Origin of the sequence: Microcoleus sp. D2_18a_D3 (genome assembly GCF_036702455.1) — a bacterium.
Classification (GTDB): Bacteria; Cyanobacteriota; Cyanobacteriia; order Cyanobacteriales; family Microcoleaceae; genus Microcoleus.
The window spans coordinates 43,937-59,607 of sequence record NZ_JAUBTK010000046.1 but is presented as its reverse complement, the minus strand read 5'-3'; the positions used below and the strand labels follow the sequence as shown (position 1 = coordinate 59,607).

Sequence of the window (15,671 nt, the reverse complement as noted above, 5' to 3'; positions counted from 1 at the left end):
CCTCATTCTCTCCTGGCGCGGTGGCTCTAGTTCTTCTTTTGCCACCGTTCTCATCTTTGGTTAGTCTAAACTACAATTAGAGCGTTTATCGGAGTCAGAAAAAAAGGTGAGCTATTGGTTAGCAAGTCAAGATAAAGCGGTAGATATTTCCCAAGCACCTGCCGATATTGAGTTATCTAAATCCGAATTTTGGCAAGCCATACAATCTTTAGCGCGGCGCGGCTTACTGGAAAAAGTACAAGTAGCAATGGGAGCGCTATTTTTACTCAATCCTGTATTTCAACAATACATTCAATCCCAGTCAAATCCTAGCAGTATCAAACTGTAAAATCGATCGCATTTCTCAACTTCTACATCGATCGCATAAAAGCATTCACCGCATCATATTGATCGGCCATCCGCGAATAAAACTCGATCGATCGCAAATCCAACTCCGGCAAAAGTTCGCTCTTACTCACCAACTCATACCCCGTAGAACGCAAGCAATAAACCGAAATTACCCCATCCTCCCAGAACCAAACCTCCCGCACACCCACCCGACGATAGATTTCCAGCGTATCAATTCCACCACTTGTAACTGTTATCTCGATCGCCAAATCTGGAACTGACTTGCGCGTACCCAAACAATAAGACTCATCTGGTTCCTTCCGTGCACCCAACTACTTCATCCCGAGAGTTGTACTACCACGCCCGTAGAAACGAATGTCCTTCGTCCGCATATAAATCTCTAAAAGCTGATCTAAAGTGTTTCTAGATTCTTCATGTTCCTCAGAAAAAGGAGCCATAATTTCTAAACACCCGTCCAAATAAGTTAAATGCGCCCCAGTTTGGGCAAAATCTGCATCCAACTTTTCTAGAGTCTCCCATGTCACGTTTGACAGGAAAGCCGCACCTGTACCCAATCCTGCTTTAGAAATTGCGGCAACCATTTGACTTACCTTTTACGAGCGCTTTTCCATATTAGCTAATATTAGCTAAAGTTTCAAATCAGATTGCTATAAAATTTCGCCGTACAATGAACAATAACTGCACGGAAAAGACGATGACTGAGATAATAACTGCTACAGGTCTGCCTCCTGCATTCCCCGATCATACCCAATTGCCAGACGAAGACGGTACATTTGTGAAAAATTTTCAGGAGCATCCCCAGAGCATCATTCTGACAGATTCGATCGGGCCGGTTGTAGAGCGGCTGCATCCAGACGGACAATATGCGATCGGGCAAGATTGCGGCATTTACTGGCGAGAAACTGACCCGCCAGAGCGAGGCGCAGAAGCACCGGATTGGTTTTACGTGCCGAATGTACCCGCAACACTTGACGGTTTTCGCCGTTCTTATGTACTTTGGCGGGAACACATGGCTCCGTTCATTGCTTTAGAATTTGCTAGCGGTAATGGAGATGAAGAGCGCGATCGTACTCCCTTGACTGTGGCCGCCGACGGTACTACCACTAAACCCGGTAAGTTTTGGGTGTACGAGAGAATTATCCGCATTCCTTACTACGGCATTTATGAAATGAGAACGGGCAATTTAGAGGTCTATCACCTAATAGATTTTGGGTATCGAAGGATGGAGCCCAACGAACGCGGTCACTATCCCATTCCTGTACTAGATGTAGAATTGGGACTGTGGCAGGGAAGCTATCAAAATCAAGAATTGCTTTGGCTGCGGTGGTGGGATTCCCAGGGGAATTTGCTGTTAACTGGCTCCGAACAAGTTGAAATTGAGCGGGCTAGAACCGAGCAAGAACGGGAAAGAGCTGAACAAGAACGGGAAAGAGCTGAACAAGCAGAGCGAAAAGTTACCCAGTTAGCGGAGCGACTGCGAGCAATGGGAATCGATCCCGATGCTGAGGATTGATATCAAATTCCCAAAACTCTCTCTGTAGCGCGAGCATCCCGTAATTTATCTTTTTTAATCACAAAAAACAAAGCTGATGGAAACTAAACCACCTCTACCGCCCTTTACGTTGGAAACAGCTAAAGCCAAAGTTCAAGCTGCTGAAGATGCCTGGAATACCCGCGATCCAGAACGAGTAGCCTTAGCTTATACGGAAGATTCTCAGTGGCGAAACCGTGCCGAATTCTTCAGCGGACGGGAAGAAATCAAGGCTTTTTTAAGACGAAAATGGGCCAAAGAATTAGATTACCGTTTAAAGAAAGAACTGTGGAGTTTTACAGACAATCGGATTTCTGTTCGCTTCGAGTATGAGTGGCACGATGATTCTGGCTACTGGTATCGCGCCTATGGTAATGAACAGTGGGAATTTGCAGAAAATGGGTTAATGCGAAGACGTGAAGCTAGCATTAATGATGTTCCCATTCAAGAATCTGAACGGAAGTTTAGATAGGAGTTATCTGTGAGGGGCTAGACGCATAAACCTGGTTTTTTAGGAAAATACGCAGGTTTGTAGTCAGGACTTTAGTCATGATTGACTCAAGGCCCGAAAGACTAATAAAGTCATCACTACTAACGAAAGGTTTGTAGTAATGACTTGAGTCATGATTAGATTTCTTGCAAAAATACAAAGCACCCCACCCCAACCCTCCCCTTGAATCAGGGGAGGAGGCAAGATTATTCTTGTTTCCCCCCTTAATAAGGGGCGACTTGCGGGGGGTAAATTTGACTTTTGCCAGAACTCTAAAGAAGTTTATAGAGCATCTGCGATCGTGTAGAATATGAAAAAACAATTTTAATGGAGTTTTGTTGCAAATGAAATTTTTGGCGATCGAAACACTAATTTTTAGTTCTATCCTTCTGTCAATCTCATCATTGTCATCTGCTCAAAGTAATCAACAAGGCTCTACAATTCTACCCACAGGAGCTTACTACGCTCAAGGAACAATGTTCAATAACTCCCGTAGAGAGATTGCACATCAAAACAATAGAATCTGCATCAAGATCGTCAATGGCCCTGCAAGTCCCTACAAAGGAGTCGAATCTATCACAATTAGCAGCGTGTCTTTGGAAAATGGGAAATACTATATTGATGCAACTGGCACGGAGCTAGTATTAAAAAACAATGGAAAAGCATTCTCTGGCGACATTCGCGGTACATGGGAGTATAGAGGTATCTCCCCCGATCCCAGGAGTCAACCCATACAAGCTAAAAAAATGGCAGAATGTGTAGCGGCTCAAGGACGATATGTGCAGAAGATGGAAGGAATATCCATTTCAGGAATCGATTTTCCCAAGCATTAACCATCATTGAAATGGGGAGGGGCGCAACCAAAAGGTGATCTGTGGGATGCAGTAATGGGTAATCGAAGTAAGGTGCGGGGCGCGCACCCTACATCATTAGGTTATTCGTCCCAGACTGTATCCTCAATCGGTAAGCAAACTCGGAGAAGTCAGCACAAAGACATCCCTGGTTCCCACCCCTTCAGATTCCGGTTTAATCGGTGTAGTAAAGTGGAAAAACTCGTGGTCGTTAACTAACAGCAATTCCCCTGGCTGCAGAACTTTATTAAAAACAGGCTTCTCTTTTTTAGCCAAGTACAAATGCGTTTCCCCGCCTACAATATTAGTTCTGTCAACCGAGAAAATCCCGATAAAGTCAGTACCGTCTTGGTGAATGCCTTCCGGTGCGGGGTTGCCGAAATTGTGCGGCGAACAAGTCGTCCTGATTTGATGGATGCCGATTTCAGCTTCCGGGTGAATTTTGCAGGAATCGAAAAAAGCAAAAATCATCTGTTTGAAATTATCGAGGGCAATTAGCCGATCGTCCAATTCGGCAAATTCCCGCCTGATATCACCCACTAGCGGATTGTATGTTTTGCTTTGAAACAAATAGCCGTGAGGTAACTTAACTAACTCATCTCCGTTGACTGCAAACCGCGATAATCTTCTAGAACGATACTTACCTTTCACATACGGATCGACAGGCATATCGTCAAAAAATTCCTTGAAACCTTCTAGCTTAATCGAGTTTACTTTTTTGAAAGTAAACATGAAGGCATAATCCAAATGAATGGATTCTAATACGGTTTTCATAGATTTTACTCCCTGAAGCCTTGCTCCCCTCCCTAATTTTGCCTTGAGGAGGTGTATGCTTCTACTCTAGCGCAGGTTTTTTGGTAGTGTCGTAAAAGACACTACCAAAATTGCAAAGATATCGTAAAGCTTGCAAGATGAATCCGGGGGCTGGTTATTCTTTTAATCCAAAATCCAAAATCTAAAATCTAAAATCGATTGACTGCTTTCACCAGCGACTGACAGGCCCGCAGGAAAACGGCAACATCGACCCCAAGTGTGACGTACTGAACGCCAGCCTCAATCCACTGCTGGGCGATTTCGGGGTTTTCGGCAAAAGTACCGGCCGCTTTGCCTGCTTTGCGGATGGTTTGCACTGCCTCCTGCATCATGTCGATGACTCGGGGATCGCGGACTTGGCCGGGAATGCCGATCGACTGTGACAAATCGTAAGGCCCCAGAAAAATCACGTCCACCTCTGGCACAGTAACAATTTCTGCCAGGTTGTCGATGCCGCCTTTGCCTTCGACATGAATCACAACTAAGGATTCTTCGTTGAGTTTGTCGGTGATATTTGTACCTGCGGCGGTGTAAAGTCCCGCCCGCGTAGCGAAGGAAAGGCCTCGCGTACCCAGAGGACTGTATTTAGCGCTTTTGACAGCGGTTTCAGCATCGATTTTGCTTTCAATTTGAGGTACTTGAACGCCTGCACTGCCGATGTCGAGAGCTCGTTGAATTTGCGGCCCGTCGTTTTTGCGGACGCGAATAATCGGGGCAATTCCAGTGCAGTCGGCGGCGCGACACAAATCTTCAGCAGCAAGCGGGTTCAGGGGGCCGTGTTCCATGTCGATAACGGCGAAATCAAATCCAGCGTGACCGCATATTTCCATGAATGCGGGATAAGGGCAGTTCATAAATAAACCGAGGACTGTTTCGCCTTGTTTAATTTTTTGTTTCAGTTGGTTTTGACGCATAAATTGGTATTTTTTTACTAGGGGGAATGCCGATCAACCCAGATTATTTTTAATAATACAGCTACACTCTTGCAGTTATAAATTACTTTATGTTAAGAGGATTGACAAAAATTTTGTAGCTGTTTTTGCTTCTATCTTAAAGGGAATCAAGCACAAAAGCCAGCCAAAAATAAACATTCCTAAAATTGGTAAAAATATGGCTCCCACGGATGGTTCGACTAACCAAGCAAATAAAGAAAACATTCCAATACTGCCAGTTGTCCACAGCCAAAGAATCAGAAATCCTAGAACTGTTTTATGTAAAGTCATCCTAATTTTGATGGAACAACCGAACTGTTGATTCTGTATATCTCCTTGTATAATTGGGAACAATAAATGTCTACCGATGATGATGCGATTAATTTTGAATGTTTTGCCAGAAATCGTTCCTTCATAGGGTTTCGCAGGGGGCTGACCAAAGGGTATAATTATTCTAAAAACTTTGGGAGGAGTAACAACTTCGTCCAACCTGCGTAAAACTTCCGAATAAGTTAAACTGGTGGTAATTGTTAAACTGTCAAACGGAATAAATAACCTAAAAAATTTGACGATCTTGAGCATAATGTCGATCCGGCTGTTCAATAGTTGTTGCTGGTATTAATGCCTCTTCTCTAAAAAAGTTTTCCCTGACAACACCGCGAAATACCAGTATACTGCAAAATAAACATTTAGATGGGATGAGTGTTTTCCGCGCTATGTCAAAATTAATTCCACAATCTCCGATGAAACTTCGACAGTATCTATTTTTGCTCAAAGGTCGATCGATCCTTAGCCTCACCCTCGGCATAATCTCCGCGATAGGGAGCATTTCGCCAGTATTTGCCGCACCTCCCCGCAATCCAGACAATACAGAAACTTGCGACATTTTAGTAGCAGGCGGCGGGCTCGCAGGCGCTGCTACCGCTTACGAAGGTTTGCTGGCGGGGCGCACAGTTTGCCTCACTGAAATTACTGATTGGGTAGGCGGTCAAATTTCCTCCCAGGGAACTTCCGCACTCGATGAAAGAGAGACTCAGCGATCGCTCTTATTTTACCCCCGTGGCTACCTCGAATTGCGGGGGCGGATCAAGGAACATTACGGCCGGCTAAATCCCGGAGGCTGTTGGGTTAGCTATTCGTGTTTCATGCCCTACGACGGTCACAAAATTCTCTTTAACATCTTGCAGGATGCCGCTAGAAAAGGCAAAGGCACGCTGAAATGGTTTCCCAATACGGTTATTAAAGAACTAGCAATTACTCCTGCTGTGGCGGGGAATGCGGTTGGGGGTCAACAAATTAAAAGTGCGATCGCCATTCAACACAAACCCGCCGCCAACACCCCACTACTCAACACCGAAACTCTTTCTCAAACTATCGAAGATGCCTATCGCTACGAAAATTCTCCGCGATTTAATAAAACTATTATTCGGTTTATTCCTAAACCACCTAACCAGTCCAATTCTCAACCTAAAGGTGCTGATTGGTACGTTGTAGATGCCACTGAAACAGGCGAATTGATCGGACTTACCGATGTTCCCTACCGCCTCGGAATTGACCCGCGTTCCCCCCTCGAACCTTCCTCCGCTAGCCCAAGCGGCGACGCTTATTGCACTCAAGGTTTTACCTACACCTTTGCGATGCAGGCAACGAAGGAACCGCAGCAGCATCAAGTGCCGTCTTTTTATCAACAATATGCTCCTTACTACAGCTACGAATTGCAGAGATTGGCGAGCTTTCCCTTAGTTTTCAGCTACCGCCAAATCAGGACAATGAGACCAGATCAAAAGCGACCTTCCGACCCGAAGCAATTCCCCATTTATCCGGGGGATATTTCGATGCAAAACTGGACTTGGGGCAATGACTATCGCCCCGGTTCTGCTGAGGATAATTTAATTTATTCTCGCGCGCAGTTGGAAGCAGCAGGTCAACTGCAACCGGGGGGATGGATGGGCGGTTTGCGAACGGAAACTTTGCGAAAGGGAGAGGAAAATGCCAAAGGATTTTTCTACTGGCTGGTAACAGGAACCACTGACTCGCAGCTAGGAGAGGGAGTCAAAAAGCCTAATCCAAACAATCGTTTTTTGAGCGGGTTGGATTCGCCGATGGGGACGGTGCACGGACTTTCTAAGTATCCTTATATGCGGGAGGGCCGGCGCATTATTGGGCGGCCGAGTTTCAATCAGCCTCAAGGTTTTACGGTGTGGGAAGTTGATATGTCTCGCACTGACTTTACGGCTGATTTTTATCGCCAGAATTTGTCGGAGGAAGAGTATCGCAATTTGTGGTTGGCTGTGGGTGGTTTGAATGCACCGGCTTTGGCTGTGGGAAGTCAATCTGTTGAGGATACAAAATCGCGATCGCGCGCTACGATTTATCCTGATTCTGTGGGTATCGGTCATTATGCGATCGACTTTCACCCCTGCATGACTAACAGTCCGCCGGAAGCACCGGGAAATACCGAACGGGAAGGTACTCGCAAAGCTCAAGGGCAAGCTTATCCCTTCCAAATTCCGCTGCGGGCAATGATTCCCCAGAAAATTGACAATATGTTAGTGGCAGGTAAAAGTATTGCTGTTAGCCACACAGCGGCCGCTGCTTATCGAGTGCATTCTTTTGAATGGTCTGCCGGTGCGGCGGCGGGAGTTACGGCTGCTTTTTCCTTGGAAAAAGGGATTCTACCTTATGAATTAGTGGACGAATTGCCATCCCGCGAGCCGAACTTGGAAGTATTGCAGTTGCGGTTGCAACAAAATGCCAATCCGATCGCCTTTCCGGGTACTTCTATTTTCAATAGTTCGTGGCAAAATTGGAAATAATCGCAGTTGGTAATCTGTAGCGCTGGCATCCTGCCCGCCCTACAATAAAATTCACTCTTTGTAGAACAGGGTGGAACAGGCTTTCGGGTCTGTTCCTGACACCCGACAATTCACGGGTTAACAAGAAGAGTTTGCTAACCAGTATAAAATAACCAATAACAAGATAGCTGATAAACAGCAATTTGTCATCCATCTTTCGATAGAAGCAATCAGACACTGCTTTAGTTGGATAATATCAATAATCTCAAAAATATTCCCCCCTTCCCCTCCAAACTCGTCAAAGGTAACGGTCATGTCAACTGCACAGATAACAAGCCCCAATTCCAATAATGGTTATGCCAAACAGTTACTCAGAACCTTAGTAGCAGTCAAAAAAGGGGACTTTTCAGTTCGGATGCCCATAGACCAGACCGGTCTAGCGGGGAAAATTGCTGACGAACTTAACGACATTATCGATCTCAATGAGAGAATGGCGGCCGAACTCGATCGCATCGGCACAGTTGTCGGTAAAGAAGGCAAAATCGCCCAGCGGGCAACCATCGGCAGCGCCGAGGGGTCATGGGCAGCTAGCGTCAACTCTGTCAATACCCTAATTACAGATTTAGTGCAACCAACCTCTGAAACTGCCAGAGTAATTCGGGCCGTAGCAAAAGGAGATTTATCGCAAACCATCGCCTTAGAAATAGAAGACAGACCCCTCAAAGGAGAATTCCTCCAAACAGCGCAAATTGTTAACACAATGGTAGACCAGTTGAGCTCCTTTGCGTCGGAAGTAACGCGGGTGGCTAGGGAAGTGGGAACGGAAGGGAAATTAGGCGTGCAAGCAGAAGTTAAAGGAGTTGCCGGAACCTGGAAAGATTTAACGGATTCAGTTAACTCGATGGCGGGGAATTTAACAGCACAAGTGCGTAACATTGCCGAAGTGACGACGGCTGTGGCAAATGGCGATTTATCCAAGAAAATTACAGTAGATGTTAAAGGCGAAATTCTCGAACTGAAAAACACGATTAACATCATGGTGGATCAGTTGAGTTCCTTCGCATCTGAAGTAACGCGGGTGGCGAGAGAAGTAGGAACGGAAGGCAAATTAGGGGTGCAAGCTGAAGTGCGGGGAGTTGCAGGAACCTGGAAAGATTTAACGGATTCAGTTAACTCAATGGCCGGCAATCTTACCGCACAAGTACGGAACATTGCCGATGTGACGACTGCTGTGGCAAATGGTGACTTATCTAAAAAAATTACAGTAGATGTTAAAGGTGAAATTCTTGAGTTAAAAAACACGATTAACATCATGGTGGATCAGTTAAATTCCTTCGCATCTGAAGTAACGCGGGTGGCGAGAGAAGTAGGTTCCGAAGGCAAACTCGGCGGTCAAGCTGAGGTGAAAGGAGTTGCCGGAACTTGGAAGGATTTAACGGATAGCGTTAACTTCATGGCAGGCAGTTTGACAGCACAAGTGCGGAACATCGCTGAAGTGACAACCGCTGTGGCCAAGGGCGATTTATCTAAGAAAATTACCGTAGATGTTAAAGGGGAAATTCTCGAACTGAAAAATACCGTCAACACGATGGTTGACCAGTTAAATTCCTTCGCCTCTGAAGTAACCAGGGTTGCTAGGGAAGTGGGAACGGAAGGGAAATTAGGCGTGCAAGCTGAAGTGCAAGAAGTAGCAGGAACCTGGAAAGATTTAACGGATTCAGTTAACTCAATGGCCGGGAATTTAACAGCACAAGTCCGCAACATTGCTGAGGTGACGACGGCTGTTGCTAACGGCGACTTATCTAAAAAAATTACGGTACAGGTAAAAGGCGAAATTTTAGAACTGAAAAACACCATTAACGTGATGGTGGATCAGCTTAATTCCTTTGCATCTGAAGTAACCAGGGTTGCTAGGGAAGTGGGTTCCGAAGGTAAACTCGGCGGTCAAGCGGATGTGCGAGGCGTAGCAGGAACTTGGAAGGATTTAACGGATAGCGTTAACTTCATGGCGGGTAGTTTGACAGAGCAAGTACGGAATATTGCGGCTGTTACTACTGCGGTGGCAAATGGCGACTTGTCGAAGAAAATTACTGTAGATGTTAAAGGTGAAATTCTGGAGTTGAAAAACACCGTCAACACGATGGTGGATCAGTTAAATTCCTTTGCTTCGGAAGTAACCAGGGTTGCTAGGGAAGTGGGAACCGAAGGGAAATTAGGCGTGCAAGCTGAAGTACGGGGAGTTGCAGGAACCTGGAAAGATTTAACGGATTCAGTTAACTCGATGGCGGGGAATTTAACAGCACAAGTGCGTAACATTGCCGAAGTGACAACGGCGGTGGCAAATGGCGACTTGTCGAAGAAAATTACAGTAGATGTTAAAGGCGAAATTCTCGAACTGAAAAACACGATTAACATCATGGTGGATCAGTTGAGTTCCTTTGCATCTGAAGTAACGCGGGTGGCGAGGGAAGTAGGAACGGAAGGTAAATTAGGCGTGCAAGCTTACGTGCGGGGTGTAGGGGGAACTTGGAAAGATTTAACCGATAATGTTAACTTGATGGCTGGGAATTTGACGGCGCAGGTGCGGAATATTGCGGAAGTGACTAAAGCGGTGGCAAATGGGGATTTGTCTAAGAAAATTACCGTCGATGTCAAAGGCGAAATTCTCGAACTGAAAGACACTATTAACGTGATGGTGGATCAGCTTAATTCTTTTGCTTCTGAGGTAACGCGGGTGGCGCGGGAGGTGGGAACTGAAGGTAAATTGGGCGGTCAAGCTGATGTGAAAGGAGTTGCGGGAACTTGGAAAGATTTAACCGACAACGTAAACTCGATGGCGGGAAATTTGACAGCGCAAGTGCGGGGTATTGCTAAGGTTGTGACGGCGGTGGCGAATGGCGATTTGAAGCGCAAATTAATGCTGGAAGCTAAGGGAGAAATTGCGACGCTGGCAGATACGATTAACGAGATGATCGACACGCTGGCGACGTTTACGGATCAAGTTAGTACGGTGGCGCGCGAGGTGGGAATTGAAGGGAAGTTAGGTGGTCAGGCGAAGGTTCCGGGTGCGGCGGGGACGTGGCGAGATTTGACGGACAACGTGAATGAATTGGCGGCTAATCTGACTACTCAGGTGCGCGCGATCGCCGAAGTGGCAATTGCTGTTACCAGAGGCGATTTAACAAGGTCAATTTCCGTCGCCGCTGAAGGAGAAGTTGCGGTCGTCAAGGACAACATCAACCAGATGATTGCCAATCTCCGGGAGACAACGCAGAAGAATACTGAGCAAGATTGGCTGAAAACAAACCTTGCTAAGTTCACTCGGATGCTACAAGGTCAGCGGGATTTAGAAACTGTTTCTAAATTAATTTTATCAGAATTAACGCCACTGGTTTCTGCTCAGCATGGCGTCTTCTTTATGATGGAAACTGTAGAACACGACCCGTTCCTCAAACTGTTAAGTACCTACGCCTACCGGGAACGTAAAAGTTTAGGAAATAGATTCCATTTAGGCGAAGGTTTGGTAGGACAGTGCGCCCTGGAAAGGGAACGAATACTGTTGACAGAAGTGCCGGACAACTACGTTAAAATTAGCTCTGGTCTGGGAGAAGCTACGCCGCTGAATGTCGTGGTTTTACCTGTACTGTTTGAAGGGCAGGTGACAGCGGTAATTGAGCTAGCTTCGTTCCGCCGCTTCAGCGAAATTCACTTGACATTTCTGGATCAACTTACAGAAAGTATCGCCATTGTTTTAAATACAATTGCGGCCAGTATGCGGACGGAAGAGTTGCTGAAACAGGCGCAATCTTTGGCTGAAGAGTTGCAAACTCAGCAAAAGGAACTAAGGGACACTAACCAGCGGCTAGAACAGCAAGCGCAGGTGCAGAAGACGAATGAGGAACTGTTGAAGCAGCAGCAGGAAGAGTTGCAACAAACGAATGAAGAACTAGAAGAACAAGCTGAATTGCTAGCGCTGCAAAATAAGGAAGTTGAGCGAAAAAATCGAGATATCGAACAGGCGAGGGGGTTGTTGGAAGAAAGAGCCGAACAGTTGGCTCTAACTTCTAAGTATAAGTCGGAGTTTCTGGCAAATATGTCTCACGAGTTGCGAACTCCGCTGAATTCGCTGTTGATTCTGGCTCGATTGCTTTCTGACAATACTGAAGGCAATTTGACTCAGAAGCAAGTTGAATACACGCGCACAATTTACTCGGCAGGAAATGATTTGCTGGGGCTGATTAATGACATCTTGGATCTCGCTAAGATTGAATCGGGCACGATGTCGGTGGAAATTGAGCAAGTGTTGTTTACGGACTTGCGAGATCATTTGGATCGGACTTTCCGCCAAATCGCGCAGGATAAGAAGTTGAGTTTTAAAATAGAGCTTGAGGCTGGGTTGCCAAAAGGTCTCTATACTGATGCTAAACGGCTGCAACAAGTTTTGAAGAATCTCCTCTCTAATGCGTTTAAGTTTACAGAGCGAGGTGAGGTGAAATTGCGTGCCGAAGTAGCGCGGGAAGGGTGGAGTTTAGAGATAGAAAGTTTAAGGAGTTCCCCTACTGTTTTGGCTTTCTCAGTTAGCGATACGGGGATTGGGATTTCTGCTGAAAAACACAGGGTTATTTTTGAGGCTTTCCAACAAGCAGATGGTAGCACTAGCCGCAAATACGGGGGCACGGGTTTGGGTTTGTCAATTAGTAGAGAAATCGCTAATTTGTTAGGTGGAGAAATTAAATTGACAAGTCGCCCTGGTGAGGGTAGTAGGTTCACGCTTTATCTGCCACAAACTTACCAAGAATCGCGAATAATGAATGAAACGGGTTCGGGAACGGGCAAGCAAACGCCTCAATTACCCGCTGCTAATTCTCCCGCACTTCCTTTGCCGAATTTCCATTTGCCGATCGCGCCTTACCCCTCACCTTTAATCTCTGATGATCGAGAAAATATTGAGAGTGACGATCGCGTGCTGTTGATTATTGAAGATGATGTAAACTTCGCTCGAATTCTGTTGGATATGGCGCAGGAACAGGGTTTTAAAGGTTTGGTGGCTTTGCGGAGCGATATCGGTTTGGCGATGGCGCGAGAGTTCAAGCCCACTGCGATTATGCTGGATCTAAATTTGCCTGTGATGGATGGCTGGACAGTGCTCGATCGCTTGAAGCACGACCCAAGTACGCGCCACATTCCGGTTCACATTGTATCAGTTGAAGAAGGGCGGCAGCGCAGTTTGCAGTTAGGGGCGATCGCCTACTTACAAAAGCCTGTCAGTCGCGAAGCCTTGAGCAAAGCTTTGACAGATATTAAGGGTTTTGTCGAGCGGCCAGTGAAGAATTTGCTAGTCGTGGAAGACGACGAAACACAGCGTCTGAGCATTGTGGATTTAATCGGCAATCACGATGTTTCTACCACGGCTGTGGGGAGTGGTGCAGAGGCGCTAGCAACTTTGAGATCGGGGCATTTTGACTGCGTTGTACTCGATTTGGGACTACCAGATATGACCGGTTTTGAACTGATCGAGCAAATCAAGCAAGATGCAATTTTAAAAAGTCTGCCGATTATTATTTATACGGGCAAAGACTTGACGAAAGCCGAAGAAACTCAACTCAAGCGCATGGCGGAAACAATCATTGTTAAAGATGTGCGATCGCCGGAACGTTTGTTAGATGAAACAGCTTTGTTCTTGCACCGAGTCCAAGCAGATTTGCCGGAACCGAAGCGCCAAATGCTAGAGCAATTGTATCAAACCGATTCGACGCTCGCGGGCAAAACAGTCTTGATTGTTGACGACGATATGCGGAATATTTTCGCCCTCACGAGTATGCTGGAGCGCCATAAAATGAAAATTGAGTATGCTGAGAATGGCAGAGAGGGCATTGCTAAATTGCAAAATACGCCTGACATAAATATTGTGTTGATGGACGTGATGATGCCAGAGATGGACGGTTACGAAACAATGCAAGCCATTCGTAAAATGCCTCACTTTGCTTCCTTGCCAATGATTGCTCTTACTGCGAAAGCTATGAAGGGCGATCGGGAAAAATGTATCGAAGCTGGTGCGTCTGACTATATTACCAAACCTGTTGATACGGAACAGTTGCTCTCGCTGCTGCGTGTCTGGCTTTATCGATAATGAAGTCAGTTGTCAGTTGGCACTTGACTGTTGGCAGTTGTCAGCAGTCAACAGTCAACAGTCATTAGTCATTAGTCATTAGTCATTAGTCATTAGTCAGCAGTCATTAGTCAACAGTCAACAGTGAACAGTGAACAGTCAACAGTCAACAGTCAGCAGTCAACAGTCAACAGTCAACAGTGAACAGTGAACAGTCAACAGTCAGCAGTCAACAGTCAACAGTCAACAGTCAACAGTCAACAATGCCCAATAACCAATTACCAATTACAAATGTCCGAAAGCCATGAACTTGAAACAATCGAAATTCAACTCCTACTAGAGGGAATGTTTCGCTATTACGGATTTGATTTTCGCAATTATGCTCTTGCCTCTCTCAAGCGCCGTATTTGGAACACTATTCGCTCGGAACGGCTCACCACTGTCTCTTCACTTCAGGAAAAGGTACTTCACAATCCTGCTTACCTAGACCGTTTACTGCTGGACATTTCTGTCAATGTAACGGCGATGTTTCGCGATCCCAGCTTTTACATTAGTTTCAGAAATAAAGTGGTGCCGCTGCTGCGTACTTATCCTTTTATTCGGATTTGGCACGCTGGATGTTCAACGGGAGAAGAAGTCTATTCTATGGCAATCTTGCTGCAAGAAGAAGGACTGTATGACCGTTGTCGGATTTACGCTACGGACATGAATGAATTAGTTTTGAAAACCGCCAAAACAGGGATATTTCCGCTGAAGCAAATGCAAGAATATACGCAACTCTACCACCAAGCGGGGGGCACGAAAGCGTTTTCTGAGTATTACACTGCTGCCTATGAAAATGCGATTTTTCGGTCTTCACTTAAAGATAATATTGTCTTTGCTCACCACAACCTAGCAACGGATAATTCTTTTAATGAATTTAATGTTATTTTATGCCGTAATGTGATGATTTATTTCAATTCACACCTCCAAGAGCGGGTACACAAGCTTTTTTACGAGAGCCTGGGAATGTTTGGCGTTTTAGGACTAGGACATCAGGAGTCTCTGACTTTTACACCTTATGAAAAATACTATGAACCAATTGAAAGTAGTGATAAAATCTACCGAAGAGTTAAATAAAAAAAATTTTGAAATAGTGGTTGTTGGCACGTCTTTGGGAGGGCTAGAGGCTCTGACTGTGCTGCTGGCAGATTTGCCACAAAGCTTTCCTTTGCCTGTAGTTATTGTCCAACACCGCCATAAGAGTTCTCAGAATAGGCTTACTTATTTTTTACAAAAGCAAAGCTCTCTCCCAATCACAGAGGCAGAAGACAAAGAGCCGATCGCACCGGGACGGGTTTACTTGGCTCCTGCGGACTATCACTTGCTAATAGAATCGCCCTCTGAGGAGGAGTTTAGCCTGCATGAAAACGACTTTACAGAATGGGGGGGCGTGGCAGTGGAGTCAACCCATAATTCAAAATCCCCAATCCCCAATGGCGGAGCTCCTACATTTGCACTATCAACTGAGGGTCCTGTCTCCTACGCGCGGCCCTCAATCGATGTGCTGTTTGAGTCTGCTGCGGATGCCTTTGGGGAAAAAGCGATCGGCATAATTTTAACGGGAGCTAATTCGGATGGCAGTAAAGGGCTGGCAAAAATTAAAGCTGAGGGAGGATTGACATTTGTGGAGGAACCGGCTTCGGCCCTATGCGCGACCATGCCAGCGTCGGCGATCGCAAATGTTGAAGTAGACTGGATTTTACCCCTCTCTAAAATCGCTCCCTGTTTAGTCAACTTGCTAAGAATTAAAGATTAAAAAA

At 45.8% G+C, this 15,671-nt stretch carries 13 protein-coding genes; 8 read left to right on the top strand and 5 right to left on the bottom strand.

What is annotated here, in order from left to right; translation table 11 throughout:
- Positions 1-106: 106 nt before the first annotated feature.
- Entirely contained in the window at positions 107-328 is a 222-nt protein-coding gene (locus tag QUB06_RS20455) for a hypothetical protein (RefSeq protein WP_333436808.1), read from the top strand.
- A 22-nt stretch (positions 329-350) separates the two neighbouring features.
- Here QUB06_RS20455 and QUB06_RS20450 read toward each other — a convergent pair whose 3' ends face one another.
- Positions 351-659 carry a Uma2 family endonuclease gene (locus tag QUB06_RS20450; RefSeq protein WP_333436807.1) on the bottom strand — a complete coding sequence of 103 codons (309 nt, stop codon included), beginning with the start codon at positions 657-659 and terminating at the stop codon, positions 351-353.
- Complete coding sequence (locus QUB06_RS20445; RefSeq protein WP_333436806.1) at positions 660-929, bottom strand: Uma2 family endonuclease; 270 nt, start codon at positions 927-929, stop codon at positions 660-662.
- A 113-nt stretch (positions 930-1,042) separates the two neighbouring features.
- On the opposite strand from QUB06_RS20445, the gene QUB06_RS20440 reads away from it, so the two are divergent.
- The 3 genes from QUB06_RS20440 (at position 1,043) to QUB06_RS20430 (ending at position 3,202) form a co-directional block, all read left to right on the top strand.
- Positions 1,043-1,861 (top strand): Uma2 family endonuclease, encoded by an 819-nt coding sequence (locus QUB06_RS20440; RefSeq protein WP_333436805.1) that lies wholly within the window; start codon positions 1,043-1,045, stop codon positions 1,859-1,861.
- A 76-nt stretch (positions 1,862-1,937) separates the two neighbouring features.
- Positions 1,938-2,351 (top strand): nuclear transport factor 2 family protein, encoded by a 414-nt coding sequence (locus QUB06_RS20435; protein WP_190657739.1) that lies wholly within the window; start codon positions 1,938-1,940, stop codon positions 2,349-2,351.
- A gap of 362 nt (positions 2,352-2,713) precedes the next feature.
- Positions 2,714-3,202, top strand: a complete 489-nt coding sequence (locus QUB06_RS20430; protein ID WP_333436809.1) for a hypothetical protein — start codon at positions 2,714-2,716, stop codon at positions 3,200-3,202.
- A gap of 123 nt (positions 3,203-3,325) precedes the next feature.
- On the opposite strand, the gene QUB06_RS20425 is transcribed toward QUB06_RS20430, so the two are convergent.
- From QUB06_RS20425 to QUB06_RS20415, 3 genes are all read right to left on the bottom strand, one after another.
- Positions 3,326-3,994 carry a 2OG-Fe dioxygenase family protein gene (locus tag QUB06_RS20425; RefSeq protein ID WP_333436804.1) on the bottom strand — a complete coding sequence of 223 codons (669 nt, stop codon included), beginning with the start codon at positions 3,992-3,994 and terminating at the stop codon, positions 3,326-3,328.
- Between the two features lie 188 nt (positions 3,995-4,182).
- The gene (locus QUB06_RS20420) at positions 4,183-4,947 is read right to left on the bottom strand and encodes an aldolase/citrate lyase family protein (protein ID WP_333436803.1); all 765 of its coding nucleotides are present in this window, start codon (positions 4,945-4,947) and stop codon (positions 4,183-4,185) included.
- 87 nt (positions 4,948-5,034) lie between these two features.
- Complete coding sequence (locus tag QUB06_RS20415; protein ID WP_333436802.1) at positions 5,035-5,547, bottom strand: hypothetical protein; 513 nt, start codon at positions 5,545-5,547, stop codon at positions 5,035-5,037.
- A gap of 161 nt (positions 5,548-5,708) precedes the next feature.
- Here QUB06_RS20415 and QUB06_RS20410 point away from each other — a divergent pair, with 161 nt between their 5' ends.
- The 4 genes from QUB06_RS20410 (at position 5,709) to QUB06_RS20395 (ending at position 15,667) form a co-directional block, all read left to right on the top strand.
- Positions 5,709-7,781 (top strand): FAD-dependent oxidoreductase, encoded by a 2,073-nt coding sequence (locus tag QUB06_RS20410; protein WP_333436801.1) that lies wholly within the window; start codon positions 5,709-5,711, stop codon positions 7,779-7,781.
- 292 nt (positions 7,782-8,073) lie between these two features.
- Positions 8,074-13,890, top strand: coding sequence for a HAMP domain-containing protein (locus QUB06_RS20405; protein ID WP_333436800.1), 5,817 nt, complete (start codon positions 8,074-8,076; stop codon positions 13,888-13,890).
- A 186-nt stretch (positions 13,891-14,076) separates the two neighbouring features.
- A complete protein-coding gene (locus tag QUB06_RS20400) occupies positions 14,077-14,988 on the top strand; it encodes a protein-glutamate O-methyltransferase CheR (protein WP_333436799.1) in 912 nt (303 codons plus the stop codon).
- On the top strand, positions 14,942-15,667 hold the full coding sequence (locus QUB06_RS20395; RefSeq protein WP_333436798.1) for a chemotaxis protein CheB: 726 nt from the start codon (positions 14,942-14,944) through the stop codon (positions 15,665-15,667). The genes QUB06_RS20400 and QUB06_RS20395 overlap by 47 nt, the downstream gene beginning before the upstream one ends.
- The last annotated feature ends 4 nt before the right edge of the window (positions 15,668-15,671 follow it).